18 protein-coding genes, 1 tRNA gene and 1 riboswitch are annotated in these 21,757 nt (G+C 72.8%); of the genes, 11 read left to right on the forward strand and 8 right to left on the reverse strand.

What is annotated here, in order from left to right; all coding sequences use genetic code 11:
• A partial coding sequence (locus tag GVV75_RS09415) for a Na+ dependent nucleoside transporter N-terminal domain-containing protein (protein ID WP_328703550.1) occupies positions 1-790 on the reverse strand: 790 nt, incomplete at its 3' end.
• Positions 791-836: 46 nt separating this feature from the next.
• Positions 837-1,781 carry a uridine-preferring nucleoside hydrolase UriH gene (gene uriH / locus GVV75_RS09420; protein WP_159814475.1) on the reverse strand — a complete coding sequence of 315 codons (945 nt, stop codon included), beginning with the start codon at positions 1,779-1,781 and terminating at the stop codon, positions 837-839.
• 192 nt (positions 1,782-1,973) lie between these two features.
• On the opposite strand from uriH, the gene GVV75_RS09425 reads away from it, so the two are divergent.
• Both GVV75_RS09425 and GVV75_RS09430 read left to right on the forward strand, forming a co-directional pair.
• Positions 1,974-2,894, forward strand: coding sequence for a ribokinase (locus GVV75_RS09425; protein ID WP_159814477.1), 921 nt, complete (start codon positions 1,974-1,976; stop codon positions 2,892-2,894).
• A gap of 354 nt (positions 2,895-3,248) precedes the next feature.
• Positions 3,249-4,604, forward strand: a complete 1,356-nt coding sequence (locus tag GVV75_RS09430; protein WP_236266125.1) for an amidohydrolase — start codon at positions 3,249-3,251, stop codon at positions 4,602-4,604.
• 353 nt (positions 4,605-4,957) lie between these two features.
• On the opposite strand, the gene GVV75_RS09435 is transcribed toward GVV75_RS09430, so the two are convergent.
• The gene (locus tag GVV75_RS09435) at positions 4,958-6,709 is read right to left on the reverse strand and encodes a DUF885 domain-containing protein (protein ID WP_159814481.1); all 1,752 of its coding nucleotides are present in this window, start codon (positions 6,707-6,709) and stop codon (positions 4,958-4,960) included.
• A gap of 26 nt (positions 6,710-6,735) precedes the next feature.
• On the opposite strand from GVV75_RS09435, the gene GVV75_RS09440 reads away from it, so the two are divergent.
• The gene (locus GVV75_RS09440; protein WP_159624133.1) at positions 6,736-7,395 is read left to right on the forward strand and encodes a low molecular weight protein-tyrosine-phosphatase; all 660 of its coding nucleotides are present in this window, start codon (positions 6,736-6,738) and stop codon (positions 7,393-7,395) included.
• A gap of 120 nt (positions 7,396-7,515) precedes the next feature.
• Here GVV75_RS09440 and GVV75_RS09445 read toward each other — a convergent pair whose 3' ends face one another.
• Entirely contained in the window at positions 7,516-8,529 is a 1,014-nt protein-coding gene (locus tag GVV75_RS09445; RefSeq protein WP_159814483.1) for an alpha/beta hydrolase, read from the reverse strand.
• 114 nt (positions 8,530-8,643) lie between these two features.
• A riboswitch (SAM riboswitch) is annotated at positions 8,644-8,734 on the forward strand.
• Positions 8,735-8,738: 4 nt separating this feature from the next.
• On the opposite strand from GVV75_RS09445, the gene GVV75_RS09450 reads away from it, so the two are divergent.
• The 3 genes from GVV75_RS09450 (at position 8,739) to GVV75_RS09460 (ending at position 11,509) form a co-directional block, all read left to right on the forward strand.
• On the forward strand, positions 8,739-9,818 hold the full coding sequence (locus GVV75_RS09450) for a methionine ABC transporter ATP-binding protein (protein ID WP_159522442.1): 1,080 nt from the start codon (positions 8,739-8,741) through the stop codon (positions 9,816-9,818).
• Positions 9,815-10,546, forward strand: a complete 732-nt coding sequence (locus GVV75_RS09455) for a methionine ABC transporter permease (RefSeq protein ID WP_235905005.1) — start codon at positions 9,815-9,817, stop codon at positions 10,544-10,546. Before GVV75_RS09450 ends, GVV75_RS09455 begins: the two co-directional genes overlap by 4 nt.
• A gap of 114 nt (positions 10,547-10,660) precedes the next feature.
• Positions 10,661-11,509 (forward strand): MetQ/NlpA family ABC transporter substrate-binding protein, encoded by an 849-nt coding sequence (locus GVV75_RS09460; RefSeq protein ID WP_159624647.1) that lies wholly within the window; start codon positions 10,661-10,663, stop codon positions 11,507-11,509.
• Between the two features lie 247 nt (positions 11,510-11,756).
• Here the strand turns inward: GVV75_RS09460 and upp are convergent, their stop codons facing one another.
• The gene (gene upp, locus GVV75_RS09465) at positions 11,757-12,395 is read right to left on the reverse strand and encodes a uracil phosphoribosyltransferase (protein WP_159522444.1); all 639 of its coding nucleotides are present in this window, start codon (positions 12,393-12,395) and stop codon (positions 11,757-11,759) included.
• 52 nt (positions 12,396-12,447) lie between these two features.
• Positions 12,448-14,622, reverse strand: a complete 2,175-nt coding sequence (gene betT, locus GVV75_RS09470) for a choline BCCT transporter BetT (protein ID WP_159522446.1) — start codon at positions 14,620-14,622, stop codon at positions 12,448-12,450.
• A gap of 294 nt (positions 14,623-14,916) precedes the next feature.
• Between betT and GVV75_RS09475 the strand changes: the two genes are divergently transcribed.
• The 3 genes from GVV75_RS09475 to GVV75_RS09485 all read left to right on the forward strand — a co-directional run bounded on the left by GVV75_RS09475 (position 14,917) and on the right by GVV75_RS09485 (position 16,322).
• The gene (locus tag GVV75_RS09475; RefSeq protein ID WP_159814493.1) at positions 14,917-15,348 is read left to right on the forward strand and encodes a nucleoside deaminase; all 432 of its coding nucleotides are present in this window, start codon (positions 14,917-14,919) and stop codon (positions 15,346-15,348) included.
• Positions 15,349-15,486: 138 nt separating this feature from the next.
• Entirely contained in the window at positions 15,487-16,071 is a 585-nt protein-coding gene (locus GVV75_RS10505) for a DapH/DapD/GlmU-related protein (RefSeq protein WP_159814485.1), read from the forward strand.
• A gap of 162 nt (positions 16,072-16,233) precedes the next feature.
• Positions 16,234-16,322 (forward strand) — tRNA-Ser (locus GVV75_RS09485).
• 97 nt (positions 16,323-16,419) lie between these two features.
• Here GVV75_RS09485 and GVV75_RS09490 read toward each other — a convergent pair.
• A complete protein-coding gene (locus tag GVV75_RS09490) occupies positions 16,420-17,355 on the reverse strand; it encodes a fructosamine kinase family protein (protein ID WP_159814487.1) in 936 nt (311 codons plus the stop codon).
• 130 nt (positions 17,356-17,485) lie between these two features.
• Positions 17,486-20,488 (reverse strand): ATP-dependent RNA helicase, encoded by a 3,003-nt coding sequence (locus tag GVV75_RS09495; RefSeq protein WP_159814489.1) that lies wholly within the window; start codon positions 20,486-20,488, stop codon positions 17,486-17,488.
• A 151-nt stretch (positions 20,489-20,639) separates the two neighbouring features.
• Here GVV75_RS09495 and GVV75_RS09500 point away from each other — a divergent pair, with 151 nt between their 5' ends.
• Complete coding sequence (locus GVV75_RS09500; RefSeq protein WP_159522453.1) at positions 20,640-20,828, forward strand: helix-turn-helix transcriptional regulator; 189 nt, start codon at positions 20,640-20,642, stop codon at positions 20,826-20,828.
• A 135-nt stretch (positions 20,829-20,963) separates the two neighbouring features.
• The coding region (locus GVV75_RS09505) for a purine-nucleoside phosphorylase (RefSeq protein WP_159814491.1) at positions 20,964-21,757 on the forward strand (794 nt) is incomplete at its 3' end.

Genomic DNA, 21,757 nt, shown 5'->3' on the forward strand with positions numbered 1-21,757 from the left:
CGGCGGCCGGATCGGCGCCCGCGCTGGTGGCCGCGGCGGCGCCCGCGCCCGCGCCGCCCTGGGCGCCGTCGGCGTCCCCGGAGTCGTCGCCTCCCTCGTAGGTGACGATGATGTCCTCCTCGGGCGGCACGTGGACGGGGTAGAGCATGGAGGTGACGATGAGCGCGTTGAGGCAGTTGATGGGCACCGCCGTCAGCACGAACTCCGCCGGAACGATCTGGATGTAGGCCGCCAGGATCGACGCCGTCACGCAGCTCATCGACATCATGGCGATGGCGACGTTGCGCGCCGGGCTCATCCGCTGCACCTGCAGCTTGGAGACCGCCAGGGCCTCCGTGTTGCCCAGGAACATCATCTCGATGGAGTAGAAGGCCTCGAACTTGGGCTGGCGGGTGACCGCGCTGAGCCCCCGGCCGATCCACTTGATGATCCAGGGCAGGAAACCGATATAGGTGAGGATGTCGAAGACGGGCACCACCAGCAGGATCGGCAGCAGGGCGCTGACCACGAAGTTCACGGGCGCCGGGTTCACGCCCTCGGCCCCCACCCAGTTCGACAGGGCGAAGTTGATGCCCTTCCAGGCCACGGAGACGAGCTCGTTGAAGCCCGAGGCCGCGCCCTGGACGGCCGCGCGCCCCCAGGTGAAGCTCGTGAGGACCCAGGCGATCACGAGGTTGAGGGCGGTCAGGATCGCCACGGACTGCCAGGGGATCTTCTTGCGGTCATGGGAGAGCAGCCAGCCGGCCGCCAGGAAGACGGCGAGGCCCAAGACGTTGATGGCCAGGTACATGGATCGGTTCCTTCGAGAGACGTGTGGGGGTCAGGGAGGGGATGCGTCAACCGAGGCGCGCGAGCGCGTCGGCCACGAGCGCCCAGAAGCGCTCGGTGTCCAGGCCCATCCCCACCTGGGTGGTGCAGGCGGGGTCGGAGTCGTCGACGAGCGCGCGCATGTCGGCCACGGTCATCCCGTAGGTCAGCGCGCCGCGCAGTTCGACGTCGATCGGGCAGCGCCTAGTGGGGACGAGGCTCGGGTCGATGACGCGGGCGACGGCGCAGGGGTCGTGCGTGGGCGGATCCGGGAAGGCCTCCTGGTCCCGGTAGGTGGAGCGGAAGAAGTCCATGAGCCCGCCGACGGCATCGGCCAGGCGCGGGTTCGCCCCGCACAGGGCCGCCTGGACCTCGGGAGTGCACAGCGCCCGATGGGTGACGTCCAGCCCGATCATGGTCACGGGCCAAGACTCGCTGAACACGATCTGGGCGGCCTCGGGGTCGCACAGGATGTTGAACTCGGCCACCGGCGTCGCGTTGCCGACCCCGTAGGCGCCGCCCATCAGGACGATCTCCTTGACCCGCGCGACGATGCGCGGCTCCAGGCGGGCCGCCATCGCGATATTCGTCAGCGGACCCGTGGGGACGATCGTGATCGTCCCGGGCTCACGGCCCATGATCGTCTCGATGAGCCAGTCGACAGCGTGCTGGGCGGCGAGCGGCCGGGACGGCTCGGGCAGGTCGACGCCGTCGAGACCGGTCTCGCCGTGGATGTAGGCGGCGTCGATGGGCTGGCGGATGAGGGGGCGCCGGCAGCCGGCGTGGATGGGCACCTCCGGGCGGCCCGCGAGCTCGCAGACGGCGCGGGCGTTATAGGTGACCTTGTCCAGGCTGTGGTTGCCGCCGATCGTCGTGATGCCGATCAGATCGACATTGGGGCTTCCCAGGGCGAGGAGGATCGCGATGGCGTCATCATGCCCCGGGTCGCAGTCGAGGATCATCGTGGTGGTCACATTCGACTCCTTTGTCAGCGTGACTGCCAGGGGGAACTCGCCGGTCGCTCGCCGGACATGCGGCGAGCATGCCGGCGCCCCCTGATCAACAATCGCCCATACTAGGCCATCGACCATCAGAAAAGGTGGGGATGGCAGGGGAATGGGCGGTACCCTGATAGTCCGTCCGCCCAAGCGAAGGAGCTGCATGCCATGGGGCGCGTCATCGTCGTCGGGTCGATCAACCAGGACATCACCGTCACCGTCGAGCGCTTCCCCGCGCCGGGGGAGACCCTGGCGGGGACGTCCACGAGCTACCGGCTCGGCGGCAAAGGCGCCAACCAGGCCGCGGCCGCCGCGCACGGGGGCGCCGAGGCCCTGCTCGTCGGCCGCGTCGGCGGGGATGCCGCGGGCATCACCCTGCGCGAGGATCTGCGCAGCCACGGCGTGGACGTGAGCGCGCTGCGCACCGATGAGGAGATCACCACCGGCATCGCGTTCATCACCGTCAGCGCCGCCGGGGAGAACACGATCATCCTCGACGCCGGCGCCAACGCCCGCGTCACCGGCGCTCAGGCCGCAGAGGCGATCGATGCGGGCGCCGATGACGTCATCGTCCTCCAGGGGGAGATCCCGGCGGCGACCAATGAGGAGATCATCGAATGGGCCCACCGGGCCGGTGCCCGCGTGGTCCTCAACCTCGCGCCCGTCTACCCGATCGCGCCGGACGCCCTGGCCAGTGTCGACGTGCTCGTGGTCAATGAGACCGAGTGCGGGCTCGTGCTGGGCTCGCCCGCGCCCAGCACTCCGGAGGAGGCGATCACGGCGGCGGCCGCCCTGCGTGAGCGGGGGATCGAGGACGTGCTCGTCACGCTCGGCGCCGCCGGGGCGGTGTGGGCCTGCGCCGAGGGCAGCGGGCATGTGCCGGCCATTGATCTGGGGCCCGTGGTGGACACGACGGGCGCCGGGGACGCGAGCGTCGGCGTACTCGCCGCCGCCCTCGCCGCGGGGCACGGCTTCGCCTCGGCCGTGGCCGAGGGCATGCGCGCCGGCTCGACGGCGGTCCTCGCCGCCGGCGCCGCCGCCTCCTACGCGGCCATCGCCCCCGTCTCCCCCGCCTCCCCCGCCTCCTGAGCGAGACCGGTCGAAATCACGATCGAGACCGGTCGCGGTTCTCAAGCGCCACTCCCACACCAGCCCCGCGGGACCGGGCACCGCCTCCCGACACCGTCGTCCCCCATGCGACACCAGTGCCCGTCGCGTTTCGTGGGGGCGGCTGATACGGCGCCTGGAGCGCAGGGCCGCAGCGGCCGCCACTAGGGCCCTCCACTTCAGAAGCGGCGGCGCGCGGCGCATGATGGGGCCATGAGCGCTGATCGAGGACCCGCCGACCCCACTGACCGCCCCTCTCACCCCCGTCGAACCGCCCGCCCCGACCTGCCCGACCTCTCGCGGCCCACCCGGCCCTGCGCCGCTATCCAGGAGCTCATGGCCGCCGAGACTGAGGCGCGGCGCCTCGCGGCTGGCCCCGCCCCGGCCCTCGCCGACGGCGCAGGCGCCCCCGCCGCGCTGCGCTCCGTTCTGGCTGACATCGTCGCGCGCCTCGCCCCCGAGCTCCTCTCCCTGTCCCATGACCTGCACGCCCATCCCGAGGTCGGCCATGAGGAGCACCACGCGATGGCCGCCGTCGCCGGCCTCCTGCGCGCCCACGGAATCGAGCCCGAACTGGGGGTTTTCGGCATGGAGACCGCCCTCCGCGCGAGCATCGGGCCCGTCGCGCCCGCCGGCATCGCCGACGGCGCGGCCGGCGCCGTGGGCGGCACCGCGTCCTCCAACCCCGGCACCATCGCGATCCTCGCCGAGTACGACGCGCTGCCGGGCATCGGCCACGCCTGCGGGCACAACGTCATGTGCGCCAACTCCGTGGGGGCTTTCCTCGCCCTGGCCGCCCTTGAGGCCGAGCGCCCCGGGAGCCTGCCGGGCGCCGTCGTCCTGACCACCACCCCCGCCGAGGAGTGCTCCACCGCCAAGGAGGCCCTCGCTCAGGCCGGCATGCTCAACGGCATCGACGCCGCCATCCAGACCCACTCCTACGCCGCCGACGTCACCCACCAGACCTGGCTCGGGCAGCGGCGCATGCGCGTCACCTACCACGGTATCCCCGCGCACGCCTCCTCCCAGCCCTTCATGGGCCGCAACGCCCTTGACGCCGCTACCCTCGCGTTGACCGGGATCGGGTTGCTGCGCCAGCAGATCCTGCCCATGGACCGCATCCACGCCGTCGTCACCCATGGCGGTGACGCCGCCAACATCATCCCCGAGCGCGCCGAGCTCAACGCCTTCATCCGGTCCAAGGACCTGACCACCCTGCGCGACCTCGTGGCCCGGGTGGAGGACGTCTTCCGCGGCGCTGCCCTCATGACCGGTACCGGCGTTGAGATCACCCCGGACCCCCACCCCAATGAGATGCCCGTGCGGGACAACGCCGCCCTCCTGGCCTCCTGGGTGCGCGCCCAGCGCGAGCGTGGGCGCGAGCCCCTGCCCGCCGGCGTTCTGCCCGAGACCATCGCCGCGGGCACGGACTTCGGCAACGTCTCGCAGCGCGTGCCCGGCATTCACCCGCTCATCAAGATCACCACGGGCGGTGACGTCGCCCTCCACACCCCCGCGATGGCCGAGGCAGCAGGCTCGCCCACCGGGGATGCCGCCTGCCTCGATGGCGCATACGGGCTCGCCTCCGTGGCCCTCGACTGGCTCCATGACGCCGAGGTGCGCGAGGCCGCCAGGGCGGACTTCGAGGCCACCGGCGGGACCGTCGACGTCGCCTCCTTCTGGGACGAGTGAGGGGCGCGTCGGCGCGGGCCGCGCCTGGACCCACCCGCGGCGCGCCCGGGCCTTGCCCGCGAGCGCGGCCCGCGAGCGACCGATGCGTCTGAGGCCACGGGCGCCTGACCCGCCGCCCGGCTGGAGGCGCCCGTGCGCACGCGATGGGAGCGTTCGGCACGCTCGCGAGGCGGCTCGCCAGATGAATCGTTGGAATGGCGCGGGTGGTGCTCTCAATGCCGAGTCTCGTATGTGCATTCGACGTCAGAATGCACATACGAGGTTTTCCATGAAGTTCAGTTCAACGTGATTCCAGCGAAAAGTCGATGATCCAGGCCGTCTGAGCGTGTCAACCCCCGGACTCTCGACCGGCCTCAGGCGGCCAGCGCCTCGCGCATGACGTCCAGGCCCACGCTGCCTAGGCGCAGCGCCCTGGCGTGGAAGGCCTTGAGGGAGTCATCGGCCCCTGCCGCGCGCGCCGCCGCCAGCGAGGCGTCCCGCGCCTCCTCCCACAGGCGCTGACCGACGGCGTATGACGGAGCCTGCCCTGGCCAGCCCAGGTAACGGTCCAGCTCGAAGCGCAGGAAAGACTCGCCCATCGCGGCATTGGCCCGCAGGAAAGCCCATGCTGAGCCCGCGTCCCAGTGCCCCTCGCCCACACCCGGCAGGGCGGCGAGCTCGGCGGGCCGCTCCTTGCGCAGGTGCACGCCGATATCCAGCACGACTCGCGCCGCCCGCAGCCGCTGGGAATCCAGCATCCCCATGCGGTCGGCCGGATCCTCCTGGAAGCCGAGGTCCGCCATGAGCCGCTCGGCGTACAGGGCCCAGCCCTCGCCGTGCCCGCTGACCCAGCAGCCGTGGCGCCGCCAGGAATTGAGCTCATCGCGCAGAAGGGTTTGCATGCCGATCTGAAGGTGATGCCCTGGCACCCCCTCGTGGAACACCGTGGTGCGCTCCTGCCAGGTCGCGAAGTCCTCCGTCCCGGCCGGAACGGACCACCACATGCGGCCCGGGCGGGAGAAGTCGTCGCTCGGCGCGGTGTAGTAGATGCCGCCGGTGGACGACGGCGCGATCCGGCACTCCAGGGAGCGCAGGGGAGCGGGGATGTCGAACTGGGTGCCGTCGAGCGCCGAGATCGCCGCGTCCGAGATCTCCTGCATCCACGCCCGCAGCGCCGCCGTGCCGCGCACCTGCCGCGAGGCGTCGGTGCCCAACCGCTCCAGGGCCTCGGCCACGGTGGTCCCCGGCCCGTAGAGCGAGGCCGCGATGGCCCGCTGTTCGGAGTCGATGGCCGCCAGGCGCTCCCGGCCCCACTCGTAGGTCCCGTCCAGGTCGATGCGCGCGCCCAGGAATTGCCGGCTGAATCTCTCGTAGCGCTCACGGTCGACGGCGTCGTCGCCGGTGGCGAGCGGGAAGACATCGGCGGCCAGCCAGCGGGCCGCCTCGGCGTAGGCGGCGCGGGCCTCGCGCGCGGCCGCCCGCAGGTCCGCGGTGAGGGCGGCGGGCAGAGCGCCGCCGTCGGCGAGGCTCGCCCCCTCGATCAGCGCCGTGAAGGACGACGACGCCTCCCCGGCCTGGTCCTGGGCCTGCTTGATGCAGGCGCGCACCTGCCGGGCGGCGGGGGCGAGCCCGCGCGCGGCCGCGACCCGCAGCGACTCGCGGTGCCCGGCGAGCGCCCCGGGCACCGCCCGTAGGGCGGAGGCGAAGTCCTCCCAGTCGCCCGTGGTGGCCATGGGGTGGTTGTCGAAGGTGTCGCGGATCGTCTGGATCGGAGAGGCGATGTTGTTCAGCGCCCGCAGGTCCTCGCCGGCCTCGTGCGACTCGTCCTCGACGCCGAAGCGCTCGCGCATGGCTGCGATCGTCACACGGTCGACGTCGTCAACGGGGGTGGCGGCATCGAGCGCGGCCCGGGTCTGGGCTCGCAGATCGGCCAGGGCCGAGAAGCCGGCGGGGGAGTAGTCGTCCAGGGCGCCGCCCCGGCCGGGCAGGCCGGAGTAGAGGGCGAACTCGGGGGATAGCGCCGCCAGGCGCTCCACATGGCGCTCGGCGACCGCGTCGACCGCGGTGGGCGTGCGAGGGGACGTGGGGCGCGCGGGGGTCCCGTGGGGCGCGCGGGGATCAGTCATGGGGGCGAGCCTGGCACGATCGGGTCATGATCTCGAATCCCATCGGCTCCGCCCCCGGCGAGCCTTACGTCCTGCCCGCCCCGCGCGACCCCGGCGGCCCCTACCGGGTCATGATGGTGTGCACGGGCAACATATGCCGCTCCGCGATGGCGGAGATGGTCCTCCTCGATCGGCTCGGTGCGGCGGGCCTGGCCGGGCGCGTGGAGGTGGCCTCCTCCGGGGTGTCCAGCGAGGAGCGCGGCAACCCGATGGATTCGCGGGCCAGGCGCCTCCTGCTCAGCAGCGGCTACAGCGAAGGCCGCGACGGCGCGGTGGCGGCGCGCATCGCCTCGCACCGGGCCCACCGCATCACGGATGCCGAGATCGCGGGCTCCGATCTCATCCTGGCGATGACCGCCTCGCATGAGCGCGAGCTGGTTCGCCGCGCGCAGCGGGCGGGCGTGGTCATTGACGAGCCGGAGGGGGTCCGGGGCGCGGGGCGGCGTATCCTCATGTTCCGCGAGTTCGACCCTGAGAGGGCGGCGGATCTGGCGGCGATCGCGGAGGGGCTGGTCTCCCGGTCTCGGCTCGACGCGCCCGACCCGTGGTACGGCGGGATGGAGGACTTCGAGGACACCCTGGCGACGATCGAGCGCGTCGTCGACGAACTCACCCCCGCCCTGTCCACCCTCATGCGAGACCGGTAGATATAACGATCGAGACCGGCCGGTTGTCCACAGGCCCTCCTCGTCCCGCAAGAGCGGAGGCGGGCCTGTGGACGGCGAACCGGTCTCGCCGCTGTTTTCGACCGGTCTCGCGCGGATTGATCAGTGAGAGGGTTGGGGGAGGCGGGCGCTGAGCCAGCCGGTGAGGGTCGCCAGGTACTCGCCGCGGGCGGGCTCGGGGGAGAGCGTCAGGTCGTGCACCCCGCCGGGGATCTGCCGCACGGTGACATCCTCACCGAGGAAAGGCGCGCGCTCCACCATCTGCGTGACATCGAGCACCGTGTCCGCCCGCAGCACGGCCTCGCGACCGGCGCCGGGAGCCGCCGACGCGGTCGAGCAGCACAGGAGCACCGGCGCCTCGATCCCCAGGCCATGGCGCACCCGCCGCTGCAGGCGGCGCACGCTCGTGAGGAAGCCCGCTCGCGCCGGCCAACCGGGCGAGGGCTTGAGCGCGAGGTCCCAGTCCCACTCCCCGCCCCACTTGACGTGCAGGGAGCGGGCGTAGGGGTCGGCCTCGAAGGCGTCCTCGTCATCCGCCTGCGGCGCCGCCGGGTTCGTGATGACCCGCCCCGGCATCCACCGCGACATGAGGTCCACCGCCGCGGTGCCGTAGGAGCGCATGAAGCCCGAGGCGTTGAGATCCAGCCATGGGGAGTTCAGCGTGACGGCCGCGAGCTGTCCCGGGTGGTCCGCCGCCCACAGCACCGCGGACAGCCCGCCCGTGGAGTGCGCGTTGAGGACGACGGCGTCGTGCCCCTTCTCCTCGCGCAGGATCCGCACCGCCTCGGTGATCTCTTCGTCGTAGACGAGCAGGTCCGTGGTGTCGTGCGGGAAGGAGCCCTCGGGCAGATCGGCGCCCGCCCGCCCGCAGCCGCGCATCTCCAGGGCGTAGAACTCGTAGCCCGCCGCATCGAGCGCGGCCGACAGGTGCGTCTGGAAGAAGTAGTCGGTGCGGCCGTGGATGTACAGCACCGCCCGCGCGTGCCGGGCGGCGCCGGCATCGCGCTGGTGGACGAGGATCGCGTGATCCGCCCCGGGCGCGGCTTCAGAGGGGGTGACGGGGATGTGGCGCGCCACCCAGGGCTCGCCCAGGAGGTCCGGGATGATCGTGGTCATGCTGGCATCGTAGATCCGGGTGGTCCTTCCCGTGCCGCGTCGTCATTTCGTGACCTTGGTCCCGGAATCGGCGTCTGGCTTGCGCGCCCGTGACTCGGCTTTATACCGTTCTCCCGACCATCCAGAGCAGTTGAGAGACCTGGCTCGATGACGCTGCAGCAACCCCCTGCGATGGTGAGGGTGCTTCCGCCAGGACCGATGGAGGACTCATGAGCGATCCAAACCCGGGTACCGAGCCGGTCAAGGCCGACGCCGTCGGCACTGGCGCGCTCGCCGATGCGGGATCGGCGGACGGCTCGATGATCTCCCTGCGCGACGTTGTCAAGATCTACACCCTGCGTGACGGCACGCGGGTCCGCGCCCTCGACGGTCTCACCCTGAATGTGCCCGCGGGATCGATCCATGGGATCGTGGGGACCTCTGGGGCTGGCAAGTCCACGCTCATCCGCTGCCTGACCGCCCTTGAGCCCGTCACGAGCGGTGAGGTGCGCGTCGCCGGCCAGGACATGACCGCCCTGCGGCCCCGCGAGCTGCGCGAGGCCCGCCGCAGGATCGGCATGGTCTTCCAGCACGCCAACCTGCTCGACTCGCGCACGACCGCGCAGAACATCGCTTACCCGCTCGCCCTGGCCGGAGTTGCCAAGGGGGAGCGCCACGAGACGGTCGCCCAGATGCTCGACCTCGTGGGCCTCGCCGATCGCGGCGGCTCCTACCCCAGCCAACTCTCCGGTGGCCAGAAGCAGCGCGTCGGCATTGCCCGGGCGCTGGCGGATCAGCCCGCCGTGCTCCTGTGCGATGAGCCCACCAGCGCCCTCGACCCCGAGACCACCCGCTCGATCCTCGACCTCATCAAGGACGTGCGCGATCGCCTCGGCGTCACCGTCGTCATCATCACCCACGAGATGAGCGTCGTCCGCCAGGTCTGCGACTCCGTGAGCCTCCTGGAGGCCGGCCGCATCGTGGAGTCCGGGCCGATCGAGGAGGTCGTCTCCGACGTCGACTCGCGCCTGTCCCACGAGCTCGTGCCCGTCCCCGCGATCCCGGATGGCTCGCTGGCCGAGGGCGACGCCGTCATCGACGTCGCGCTCACCGCCCACCCGGGCCAGCCGGCGGCCGCGCACCTGCTCGCCATCGCCTCCGAGCACGGCGCGGATGTGGCCGGGGGAGTCTTCGAGACCCTGGGGCAGGCCCAGGTCGGCCGCCTCGCCCTGACCGTCCCCGCCGAGAGGGCCCCCGGCGTTGTCGACGCCCTGGCCGCCATCGGCGCCACCGCGGAGGTGCGCTCATGATCGCCCTGAACGCCGCTGCCCACCTGGAGCCCCTCATCGTCCTGCCCGCGGGCGCGCGGGACAAGAGATGGCTGGACAACCCCGCCATCACGGACAAGCTCTGGCCCGCCACCATCGAGACCTTCGAGATGACTCTCATCTCCGGGGCGCTCGCGGTGCTGCTCGGCCTCCTGCTGGGGCTGGCCCTGGTGACCACAGGCAAGCGCGGCCAGCACTCCAACCGCTTCGTCTACGAGGTCCTCTCCCAGGTCGTCAACATCGGCCGCTCGCTGCCCTTCATCATCCTCATGGTGGCGATCCTGCCGCTGACCCGCATGATCGTCGGCTCCTCGCTCGGCTGGCAGGCGGCCTGCGTCCCCCTGACCGTGGGGGCCATCCCCTTCTACGCGCGCCTGGTGGAGACCGCCGTCAACAACGTGGAGGCCGGGAAGGTCGAGGCCGCCCTCATGATGGGCGCCTCCGGCAATCAGATCACCTGGGGCGTGCTCGTGCGCGAGGCCCTGCCCACCCTCATCCAGTCGGCCACGGTCACGCTCATCACGCTGCTGGGCTACTCGGCTATGGCGGGCGCCGTGGGTGGCGGCGGGCTGGGGGACCTGGCCGTGCAGTACGGGTTCCAGCGCAACCAGACCGATGTCATGATCGTCACCGTCGTCCTCATCGTCCTCATCGTCGGCATCATCCAGCTCGCCGGCGACATGCTCAGCCGGCTGGTGGACCACCGCTGAGGCCCCGCCAGCCGGCACCGAGCCCATCGACGGCGGCGCGCATCGCCGCAACCCGATCGAATCCGCCCCAGCACCACGGCTCCACCATCGAAAGGAAACCCCATGACCACGCTTCTGCCCTCCGCGATATCCCGGCGCGCCTTCGCCACCGGCGCCCTGGCCACCGCCGTCGCCGCCACCCTGGCCGCCTGCGGCTCCGACTCCGACGGCCAGCCCAAGGGCATCAAGAAGGACGGCGACACCGTCGTCATCTCCATCGGGGCCACCCCCCAGCCCCACGTCACGATGCTCACCCACATCAAGGACAACCTCCTGTCCGGCACCGGTATCAAGCTGGACATCAAGGAGATCAACGACTACACGACGCCGAACATCAGCCTCAAGGACGGCTCCATCGCCGCCAACTTCTTCCAGACGCCCAACTACCTCAAGCAGCAGATCGAGGAGCACGGCTACGACTTCGTGGCCATCGCGGACGTCCACGTGGAGCCCATGGGCATCTACTCCAAGAAGGCCACCACGCTGGAGGAGATCCCCGATGGCGGGCAGATCGTCCTCAACAACGACCCAGCCAACACCGCCCGCGGGCTGAAGTTGCTCGAGGCCGCGAAGCTCATCACCCTCGACCCCGCCGCTGCGCTGCCCACGGACTCCGACGTGACCAGCAACCCGCACAACTTCACGTTCACGACGGTCGACGGCGCCCAGGTGGCCAACACGATGCAGGACGCCGCCGCCGTGGTCCTCAATGGGAACTACGCCCTCGACGCCGGGCTCAAGCCCGCCGTCGACGCCCTGCGGCTCGAGTCCGTCGAGGCCGCCCCGGCGAACCAACTCGTGGTGCGCTCGGAGGACAAGGACAACGAGTCCCTCAAGAAGCTCGCCGAGATCATGAACTCCGCGGATTTCAAGTCCTACATCGAGAGCACCTGGGCTGACGGCTCCGTCCTCCCGGCCTTCTGATCGCCTTCCCAGGCCCTCGGCCTCACCGGGCCGTGAATGCCTGGCTCTGGCCCTATTGACTGGTCCGGCCGCGCGAGAGCGCGGTCGGACCAGTCGGTTCGCCGCGGAGGCGGCGGGGGCTTTCTGACCGCGGAGCCGCCGGGCCGTGGGGCCGCGGGGCCGTGCTGATCGGCGGGGCGCCGTGCGCCGGCGCTGGCCATCACCGCTTCGACGAGCCCCGCCTCGCAGCGCGACTCTTCGCGGCGCCTCAGTCGACGATGCCGTAGAGGCGGTCCCCGGCGTCACCCAGGCCCGGCACGATGTAGCCCAGTTCGTTGAGGTGGTCGTCCACCGCGGCCGTCACCACCGTGACGTTCGCGCGGTCCCCGATGGCCTCCTCCAGGTAGGTCAGGCCCTCCGGCGCCGCCAGCAGGCACAGGGCCGTCACATCCCGCGCGCCCCGGTCCAGCAGGTAGTTCGTGGCGTCCGTGAGCGTGTGGCCGGTGGCGAGCATCGGGTCGACGATGAAGCACTGGCGCCCCGAGAGGTCATCAGGCAGGCGGTTGGCGTAGGTGTCCACCTCCAGGGTCCGCTCATCGCGCTTCATCCCGAGGAACCCCACTTCGGCCGTGGGCAGGAGGCGTGTCATGCCCTCCAGCATTCCCAGGCCCGCCCGAAGGATCGGCACGACGATCGGCCGCGGCGCCGCGATCCGATGGCACTGCGCCACCGCCACCGGCGTGGCGATCTCCACCGGTTCGGTGCGCACATGGCGCGTCGCCTCATAGGCCAGCAGGGTGACGAGCTCGTCCACGAGTTGGCGGAACACCGCCGAGTTCGTCGTCCGGTCCCGCAGGACCGCCAACTTGTGATCGATGAGGGGGTGGTCGACGTCGATGAGATGCATGGGATCAGCCTACGGCGCTCGGGGCGCCGGCGTGGGCGCGCCGGGCCACGGTTCAGGCGTTGCCCAGATAGTCCAGCCAGCTCTCGTAGTGGTCCAGCACGTCGTGGGCCACCTGGTCCGCGGTCCAATCCATGACGTCGTAGCCCTGACCACCGCCGCGCGGTCGCACCTCCAGGCGCACCGTGAGGTCGTCCGCCTCATGGACGACGACGCCGAAGGCCGCCACCGGGGCCTGCACCATCCGCACCACGTAGCGGAAGGAGTCGAGCCCGCTGGAGCGCTCGACCGTGGGCGCCACCGCTCCGCCCTCCGCCGCGCCCTCGGCCGTCGGGGCCACGGCCAGCTCGGCGGCATTCTCGCCGTCGCCGGCCTCGGGGCCGGCTGTGACCAGGAGGGTGGCGCGGCCCAGGAAGTTGCGCTCGTCGTCGGGGTCTTGCGCCTCCGGTCCCTCCACGTACACCTCGGCCCCCAGCTCCTCTTTGCGCAGCTCAGCGGCCACCGCCTCCAGGGCCGGCACGATCCTGGTGTCCAGGGCGCGCTGGGCCTGGGCGGGGGAGACCGACTCGAAGGTGTGCGACAGCCGATCCCTCCACGAGACGCGCTTGAGGCCCGCGGCCGTGCCCGTCAGGCCCAGCGCCCGGTTCCGGAAGACGTGCGAGCGGGCGTCGTGGTGGCTCGCCTCCGTGCGCAGTGCCTTCCACAGCCCGTACATGATCAGCAGCAGGACGGCGCTGAAGGGCAGCGCCATCACGATGGTCGCCTGCTGGAGGATCGGGATGCCGCCCGCCAGCAGCATGGCGATCGTCAGTACGCCCACGAGTATCGCCCAGAAGATCCGCAGCCACGGCTGGGCATCGCCCTCATCCCCGGTGCGCGTGCGCGTGGACAGGTTCGCCATCACCAGGGCGCCCGAGTCCGCCGAGGTCACGTAGAACAGGATCCCGATGAACAGCGAGAGCGCCACCAGGGCGGGGCCCCCTGGAAGGGACTTGAGCAGCGCGTAGAAGCCCTGTTCCGGGGTGGAGGCCGTCAGTTCGGCGAAAACCCGGTCCCCGCCCCTGACGATGGACAGGGCGTGATTGCCGAAGATCGACACCCACATGATGACGTAGGTCAGCGGCAGGGCCAGCGAGCCGAGCACGAACTGGCGGATCGTGCGGCCGCGGGAGATGCGCGCCAGGAACATCCCCACGAAGGCCGCCCACGTGATCCACCACGCCCAGAAGAACAGCGTCCAGCCGTTGAGCCACTGGGTCGGGCGGTTCCAGGCGTAGGTCTCCAGGGTCAGGCCCGGGAACGAGGTGATGTAGTCGCCGATCGAGCCCACCAGCGCGTCGAGCAGGAACGCCGTGTCCCCCGTGACGAGCACCCACAGCGCCAGGGCGATCGCCAGCAGAACGTTGACGCTCGATAGCATGCGCACTCCGCGGTCCACCCCCGAGACCGCCGATGCCGTCGCCATGAGGACTGACAGCGCCACGAGCCCGATCTGGGCCGCTGTGCCCTGCGGGATGCCGAACAGGATCGTCAGCGCGACATTCAACTGGACGATCCCCACGCCGAGGGAGGCCGCGATTCCGATCGCGCCGCCGATGAGCGCGGCCGCGTCCATGACGTCGCCGAGGATCCCATCCGTGCGGTGGCCCAGGATCGGGCGCAGCGTGGAGCGAACCGCCAGCGGCTGGCGGCGCCGGTAGGCGAAGTAGGCCAGCGCCATCCCCACCAGGGAGTACAGTCCCCAGCCCGATACCCCGTAGTGGAGGAGGGTCAGGACGATCGCGTTGCGGGCGGCCTCCTCGGTCTGGGGAGCCCCCGCGGGCGGTGAGAGGTACTGGGAGACGGGCTCGGCGACGGCGAAGAACATGATCCCCGTGCCCACGCCCGCCGCGAAGAGCATCGCCGCCCAGGAGAACGTTGAGAACTCTGGGGTGGAGTTGGAGGGCCCCAGCCGCGTGGTGCCGTAGCGCGACAGCGCCAGGACGACGACGAACACGAGGACCGCCGTCATCTCCAGGATGTAGAACGAGCCGAACCAGCGTGACGCCCAGGCGACGGCGGTTCCGAAGATGCCCTGGATGGTGCGCGGGACGAGGATCGCCGCGAGGGCGAGGGCGCCGATGACGCCGCCGGAGACCGCGAACACAGTGGTGTTGAGGCGCTTGTCGGTGGCCGGCTCGGGCTCGCGAGCCTGGGAGCCGCGAGCGTCATCCTCTGCCTGAGTGCTCACCCGTAGTCTCCTTCCGCCTGGCCCAAGGGCCGGGGTGCTCGCTGAATGTTCACCCCCTTGAGGCTGGGAGGTTCCTGGGAATGATAGATCGGAACGATGGTGATCCGAAGTGGCGGTGATGGGGGGCGCGGGCGGCGCGGGCGCTCGCGGCGGCGATCTCGCGCCGGCGGGCCCGGCGGCGTGTGGGACGCTTGGGGCGTGACCGATCGATCCTCGCCCGCGCCCCGCGCCCTCGCCGGGGCCGCTTCGGGCGACCGGCGCCCCGCGCTCCTGGAGGAGCGCTATGGCGCCGCGATGGACCGCGCGCTGGCCCTGGCGGAGTGGGCGGCGCGGGCCGGGGAGGTGCCCGTGGGCGCCGTCGTCCTGGATGCCGGCGGCGAGGTCCTCGCTGAGGCGGCCAACGCCCGCCAGGCCGAGTGCGACCCGACCGCCCACGCCGAGATGCGGGCCCTGAGGGCCGCCGGGAGGGCCCTGGGCGATTCCCACCTGGACGGCTGCTCGCTGGTGGTGACCTTGGAGCCCTGCACCATGTGCGCCGGCGCGATCCAGTTGGCGAGGCTCGCCCGCGTGGTGCTGGCCGCCTGGGAGCCGCGCACCGGGGCTTGCGGCTCGATCCGCGATGTGCTGCGCGATCCCCGGGCGAACCACCGGGTGGAGGTCGTCGCCGGGCTGCGCGCCGAGGCCTCCGCGGCTCTCCTCCAGGACTTCTTTGCCCCCCGCCGCTGATCCTCCCCGCCCCCTCGTCGAGACCGGTCGAAAACAGCATCGAAACCGGGCGGTTCTCCACAGGCGGGCGTGTAGCATCAGCGTGCGCGCCCCGGTGGACAACAGCGGGGCGGTTGTTCGGCGGCTAAGGAGAGCGCGATGAGCGAGGAGATGACCCTCCAGGCCTTCCTGGACCACGTCAACGCCGGCAGGCCCGTGCGCCCTGGCACTCCCGAGGGCTCCTTCCAGGGCGCCTTCGCCGTCGAGACGCAGCGCCTCACGGCCGAGCTCAACTCCGCCTTCCACGATCCCGACGGGATCCGCGATCTGCTGTCCCGGATCGCCCACCGCCCGGTGCCCGAGACGCTGCGGCTCTTCCCGCCCTTCACCACTGACTTCGGCGTCAACACCCACTTCGGCGACGACGTGTTTATCAACTCCGGGTGCCGCTTCCAGGATCAGGGCGGCATTTGGATCGGCGATCGCTGCTTCATCGGGCACGACGTCGTCATGGCGACCCTCGATCACGGCCTCGTCGTCGCCGACCGCGCCACCACCTACCCCGCCCCCATCCGGCTCGGAGACGATGTCTGGGTCGGGGCCAAGGCCGTCATCACCAAGGGCGTGACCGTGGGAGACGGGGCGGTCATCGCCGCGGGCGCCGTCGTCACGCGGGATGTGCCCGCGGGCGTCGTCGTCGGTGGTGTCCCCGCCGTGGTGCTGCGCGAGATCCCGGCCTCCTGAGGCCGCCCGCCGCCTACCGAGACCGGTCGAAATCATGACCGAGACCGGTCCGCGGACCGGTCTCGGTCATGATTTCGACCGGTCTCGGCGAGGGGGGGGAGGGAGGTCGCAGGGGCGGCCGATTGGGCTGAACGCTCGCGGGCGTGTACCCTCGACGCCTGAGGTAGCGTGTCCGAGCGGCCGAAGGTGCAGATCTCGAAAGTCTGTGTGGTTCATAGCCACCCTGGGTTCGAATCCCAGCGCTACCGCCAGTGAGTGAGGGCCCCGATCCGCGTGATCGGGGCCCTCACTCGTGGCTCGTCGGCATCGCGGGCCCGGCCGACAGCCGTGGAGGGCAGCGCCAGCGGCTCACACGTACTGGCGCGCCTGGTTGACCGCCTCCATCCCGTAGCCGCCGCCGAATAGGAACACGTGGATCATGAGCATGTGCAGGCGGTGCAGTCCCACCCGCTCGCGCCACCCGTCGGCCAGCGGTGAGACCTCGTTGTAGGCCCCGATGATCCGCGTGAGATGCGACTGCCCGAACATCCCCAGCGCTGCCAGATCCGTCTCCGCGTGCGCGCCCTGCGCCATCGGGTCGATGAGGACGCCGACGTCGCCCGGCAGGCCTCCGCCCGAACCCGAGCCCACTACTGCCGCCCGCGCCGCGGCCCCGGTCAGCCGCGGCCCGCCTCCCGCGCCCGGCGGCGCCCAGTCGGCCTCCCCGACCGGCACCCACAGCACGTTGCCGCACCACAGGTCCCCATGCGTGCGGGACACCGCGCGCGCCCGCCCCCGCGCCGCCGCCTCGACGAGCGCCGGCTGCGGGGAGTCGAAGACGCCGTCGGCCAGCCGCGCACAGACCCTCTCCAGCACCCGCGCGCCCTTGTCGCTCAGGGCCCCTGAGTCCCGGCAGTCGGCGATGTAGGCGCCAATGCGGTCCTCGGCGTAGAAGGCTCCCCACGGTCGGCTCATGACCGCTGGATCACAGGAATCATGGGGGTGCACTCGGATGCGCGAGCGCCCCATCTGGCCGACGCCGTCCCATCCCGGGGGAGATGCCCCGAAGAACGGGGCGCCCGCCGCGTGGGTGACCGCCAAGGCGCGGCCGAAGGCCTCCGCGGCCTCGGCCGTGGTGCCCCCGTGGCTGAGCCGCGGCTCCTCGATCCACCCCTCGCCCTGCGTCACCGGGACGACGTGCGCGCCGCCGTCGGGCATCGCCTCGGCGAGCCATTTCAGGCCCTGCGCCTCCACCGCCGTGGAGACCGGGCCCTCGTCAACCTTGCGGAACACGCTCGCGCTCATGGGACCAGCCTGGCACGCTCGGGCACCGACGCGCAGCAGGCCGGGGTGAGGCGGGCACTCCCCGCGTCCCGCTGCCGCGCCCCTCGGGCCGCAGGGCGCGGCGGAGCCGCCAGCAGGGGCGCGCCGTTCCTCAGACCCGGGGGCGGCGCCGCCCCGTCCCTCGTGTCGCCGGGGCGGACCATGGGTCCTCCGGCCAGGCGTGCTTCGGGTAGCGCCCGCGCAGTTCGGCGCGCACCTGCGGATACCCCTGGGCCCAGAAGGAGGCGAGGTCGTCCGTCACCGCGACGGTCCGGCGCGCCGGGGAGAGCAGGTGGATGAGCACCGGGACCCGACCGCCCGCCACGAGCGGCGTGCTCGCCCAGCCGAAGCACTCCTGGACCCGCACCGCCAGCACTGGGCGGGGCAGTGGCTCGCCGTCGTCGCCCGTGTAGGACAGGCGGACGCGCGAGCCGGACGGCACCTCCAAGCGCTCCGGGGCGAGCTCATCGAGACGCGCCGCCTCAGGCCACGGAAGGAGCGCCCGCAGCGCGGCCAGTGTGTCCAGCCTCCCCAGGTCGAAGCGCCTGCCGCCCGCCATGAGCGCCTGGACGGCCGGCCCCAGCCACATCTCGGCAGCGCCCACCAGCGATTCGTCGTCCATAGCCGGCCAGGGCTCACCGATCTCGGCGCGCAGCAGCGCCAGGCGGCCGCGCAGCTCGCGCGCCTCCTCGCCCCAGGGCAGGATCCCCAGTCCCTCCCCTCGTACCGCCTGGACGACGGCGCTCGCGGCCTCGCCCGGGCTCGGCGGCGGACCGGGAGTGGCGGCCAGGATGATCGCGCCGAGGCGGCGGGCGTGCTCGGTGCGCAGGCGGCCCTCGGCCCACACGGTCCGGGCCTCCTCGCTGAGCCGATCCGCGGCGACGGCGAGGGCCACCTCCTCGTCAAGAGGGGCTGCCGCGCGGATGAGGGCATCGCCGCGGCCCGGGGAGCGGTCGACATCTGCCACCGCCAGCCAGGGCGAGGAGGCGAGCGGGGAGTCCGCCGGCAGGCGCAGGCCCGTGCCGCCCACGCTCGCGTAGGCGACCTCCGCCCGCGCCCGCCCGGGGGCGGGGCCGTCGGGACGCGAGGAGCCACCGGGTGCGGCCCGACCGCCCGTGCCCGCGGAGCCCGCTGAGCCCACCGAGTCGCGGCGGCGCGCGATCCACTCGGGGTGGGCCAGCGCCGCTACCAGCGCCACCGATTCCTCGGCGCCGCCCAGGCCGCCCAGGCCGGCGAGCCCGCCGAGAACCTGGGCGCCGTCGGTCCCCGGAGCGCTCAGGGCCCTGAGGGGGGCCGGGGCGCGCAGCGCCTCCTGGGCGCCCGCCGCCGCGCCCGAGCCCCTCGTGGCCCCCGCATCGGCGAGCGCGCCCGTGACCGATCGCTCAAGGCGCGCGGCCTCCTGGCCCCACTGCCCGGCATCCCGCGCGCCCGTCCGGCGCTCGCGGACCGACCTCGCCAGCGCCGTCAGATCCGCCCCCGGCGCCCGCAGGTCGGAGGTGAGGAGCGCCGCGGCGCGAGCGGCTGGCCGCGCCCCGATCATGCCCGCCGCCACGAGAAGAGCCCGAGCCTCCCGCACCGGCGCCGGGATCGCCGCGACAGCCCGGCCCAGCGGGGTGATCGCGCCCGGAGCCCGGCCCCCGTCGGCGCCACTGCGGTCACCTCCCGCGCCGCCGCCCCACCCGGCGGGCTCAAGCAGCCCGAGTGAGACCAGCGCCTCCTCGGCGGCCCGCATCGCCGCCTCCGGCGGTGGATCAATCCAGGCCGGCGAGTGCAGTCCCACCCCGCCGGGGGCGCCCCAGGCCGCCAGTTCCAGGGCGAGCCTGGTGAGGTCGGCGGACAGGATCTCCGGGGTGGGGGAGGCTGCCGCGCGCGCCCAGTCCGACGCCGTGCAGCACCGGTAGACCGCGCCCGGCCCCTCGCGGCCGGCGCGGCCCGCCCGCTGAGCCCCCGCTGACCGCGACTCGCCCACCGTGGCCAGCCAACTCATCGAGCGGGCAACGTCGAGCCGCGGCTCGCGCGCGAGTGTCGAGTCGACGACGATCCGCACCCCCGGCACGGTCAGCGAGGATTCGGCGACATTCGTTGACACGATCACCCGGCGCCGCCCCGGCGGGCCGGGCGCCAGCGCCGTGTCCTGCGCCGCCGCGGGAAGCCGCCCGTGCAGCGGCAGCGCATCCACTCCTCCCACGCTGGCCCCGGCCGCCGGCAGGCTCTGGCGCAAGCGGCTGACGACGTCGTCGACCTCTCGCGCGCCGGGGAGGAAGACGAGCGCATCGCCGTCGTGCTCCGTCAGCGCCCGCGCCGTGGTGGCGGCGACATGCGCGAGGAAGTCCCTCGGCACCCCGCGCGGGCCCAGCCGCGCCGTGGTCGTCGGCGGGGGCGCCCAGTGCTCGGCGATGGGGTGGGGCGCGCCGGGCACGTCGAGCAGCGGGGCGAGCGCTCCGGCCGCCCCCGCTCCGCCGCCGGTCCCGCCGCTCGCGCCCCCAGTCGCCCCACCGAGCAGCTCGCGCAGACGACCCGCGTCCAGGGTCGCCGACATCGCGATGAGAGTGAGGTCCTCACGCAGCCCCGCGCGCGTGTCGAGCAGCAGCGCGAGGAGGAGATCGGCATCGAGCGCCCGCTCATGGACCTCGTCGAGGATGACGGCGCCCACGCCCGGCAGGTCCGGCTCGGCCTGGAGGCGGCGCAGGAGGAGGCCCGCCGTGACGACCTCGATGCGGGTGCCCGGCCCGGCGCGGCGCTCGCCGCGCACCGCGTAGCCGACGGTTCCCCCGGGCTCCTCACCCAGCAGGCCGGCCAGGCGCCGCGCGGCGGCCCTGGCGGCCACGCGGCGCGGCTGGGTGACGACGACGCGCCCGACGGCCGCGGCCTCCCCGTCCTCCCCGGCCTCGGAGAGCGCCCGCGCCACGAGCGGTGGCACGAGCGTGGTCTTGCCCGTTCCGGGAGGGGCCGTGACGACGACGGCCGGCGCCCCGCCGTCGGGAGCGGGGCGGGCCAGCATGGAGCTCAGCTGCGACAACCCGGCGACGACGGGGAGGGCGGGTGGCGAGGCCAGGAGCGCCTCCAGGGCGGCCTGCCCGGGAGCGCCCGGGCTCGTGCGGTCGGCCGGTGTCATGGGGGCATTGTCCCCCCAGGGCTCCCCGCGGGTCTGGCTGCCTCGCGCCGACCCGCGCGCTTGACGCCGCGCCGCCCAGCACGGACACTAAACATGTCAAGGAAGCCTGACATCATTCGACTTCGAGGAGCGCTGCGGGAGTGGTGGCCGGATGAACAACGACGTCCGCGAGTTGCGGGAGGCTAAGGGCCTGACCCAGGCGCAGTTGGGCCAGGCCCTCGGTGTGTCCCGCCAATCGGTCAACTCGATCGAGAAGGGGAAATACGATCCCTCCCTGCCGCTGGCCATCGCCATCGCCCGCTACTTCGGGCTGGCTGTTGAGGACATCTTCCATGCCTGACCCCGCCTGCGGGCGCCGCCGGCTTTGAGCGGTGGCCCGCCCGGCGGTGCGGCAGCGATGGGCCTCATAGGGCCCTGACAGCATCAACGGGTAGGCTGCCCCCGGAGCACTCGGAGACAACTGGAGGGAGACCCCGTGGCAACGTCCCCCGCCGCCGGAACATGGGATGAGGACCCCGCGGGCGCTTCCATCGTTCTCGCCACGGGCCGCGCCCGCCACGACCTGCTCGTCATCGCCGAGCCCGCGCTCCTGACCGACCTCGACGACGCCTGGGGGCGCCCGGCCTCCCGCGTCCGCCTCTCCTTCCTCCCCGGTGTGTCCGCGCCCGGCTCCTCGGGCCAGGAGGACTCCCTGATGTCCTACGACCGCGGGGGTCTCGGCGTGCTCGTCGCCCGCGGCCGCACCTGCTTGTTCGAGGGCCGCGCCGCCCGCCGCACCACGGCCTTCGCCCGCATCGCCGCGGGCGCCGGTGTTCGCGCCGCCCTCCTCGTGGGCCGCGCCTCCTCACTGGGATCCCCGCAGCTCGGGGACCTCCTCACCATGGGCGACCACCTCAACCTCTCCGGAACCCCGCTCTTCCCCGCCACCGGCCCCGTCGAAGCCACCTGGGACGAGCCCCTCACGGGGGTCGTCGCCGGTGTCGACGGCGTCAGCGGCAGCGCCGTCGCCGCGCTCGTCCCCGGGCCGGTGCGTCCCGGCCCCGCCGAGGCCGCGGTCCTCGGGGGTCTCGGCGCCGACGTCGTCGTCATGGACACGGTCGCCGAGGCCATGGCCCTGGCGGTGCGGGGGGTCAAGGTGGCGGGCCTGCTCTACGTCGATTCGATCGCGGGTGCGCCCCCGCGCCCGGGCTCGGGCCGTCGCAGCGCCGCCCGGGCGGCGGGCCGCCGCGCCGCCGTCACCCCGCCGGTCGGGATGCCCGCGGCCCACAG

It is taken from the genome of Actinomyces sp. zg328, from assembly GCF_009829635.1.
GTDB lineage: Bacteria > Actinomycetota > Actinomycetes > Actinomycetales > Actinomycetaceae > Actinomyces > Actinomyces marmotae.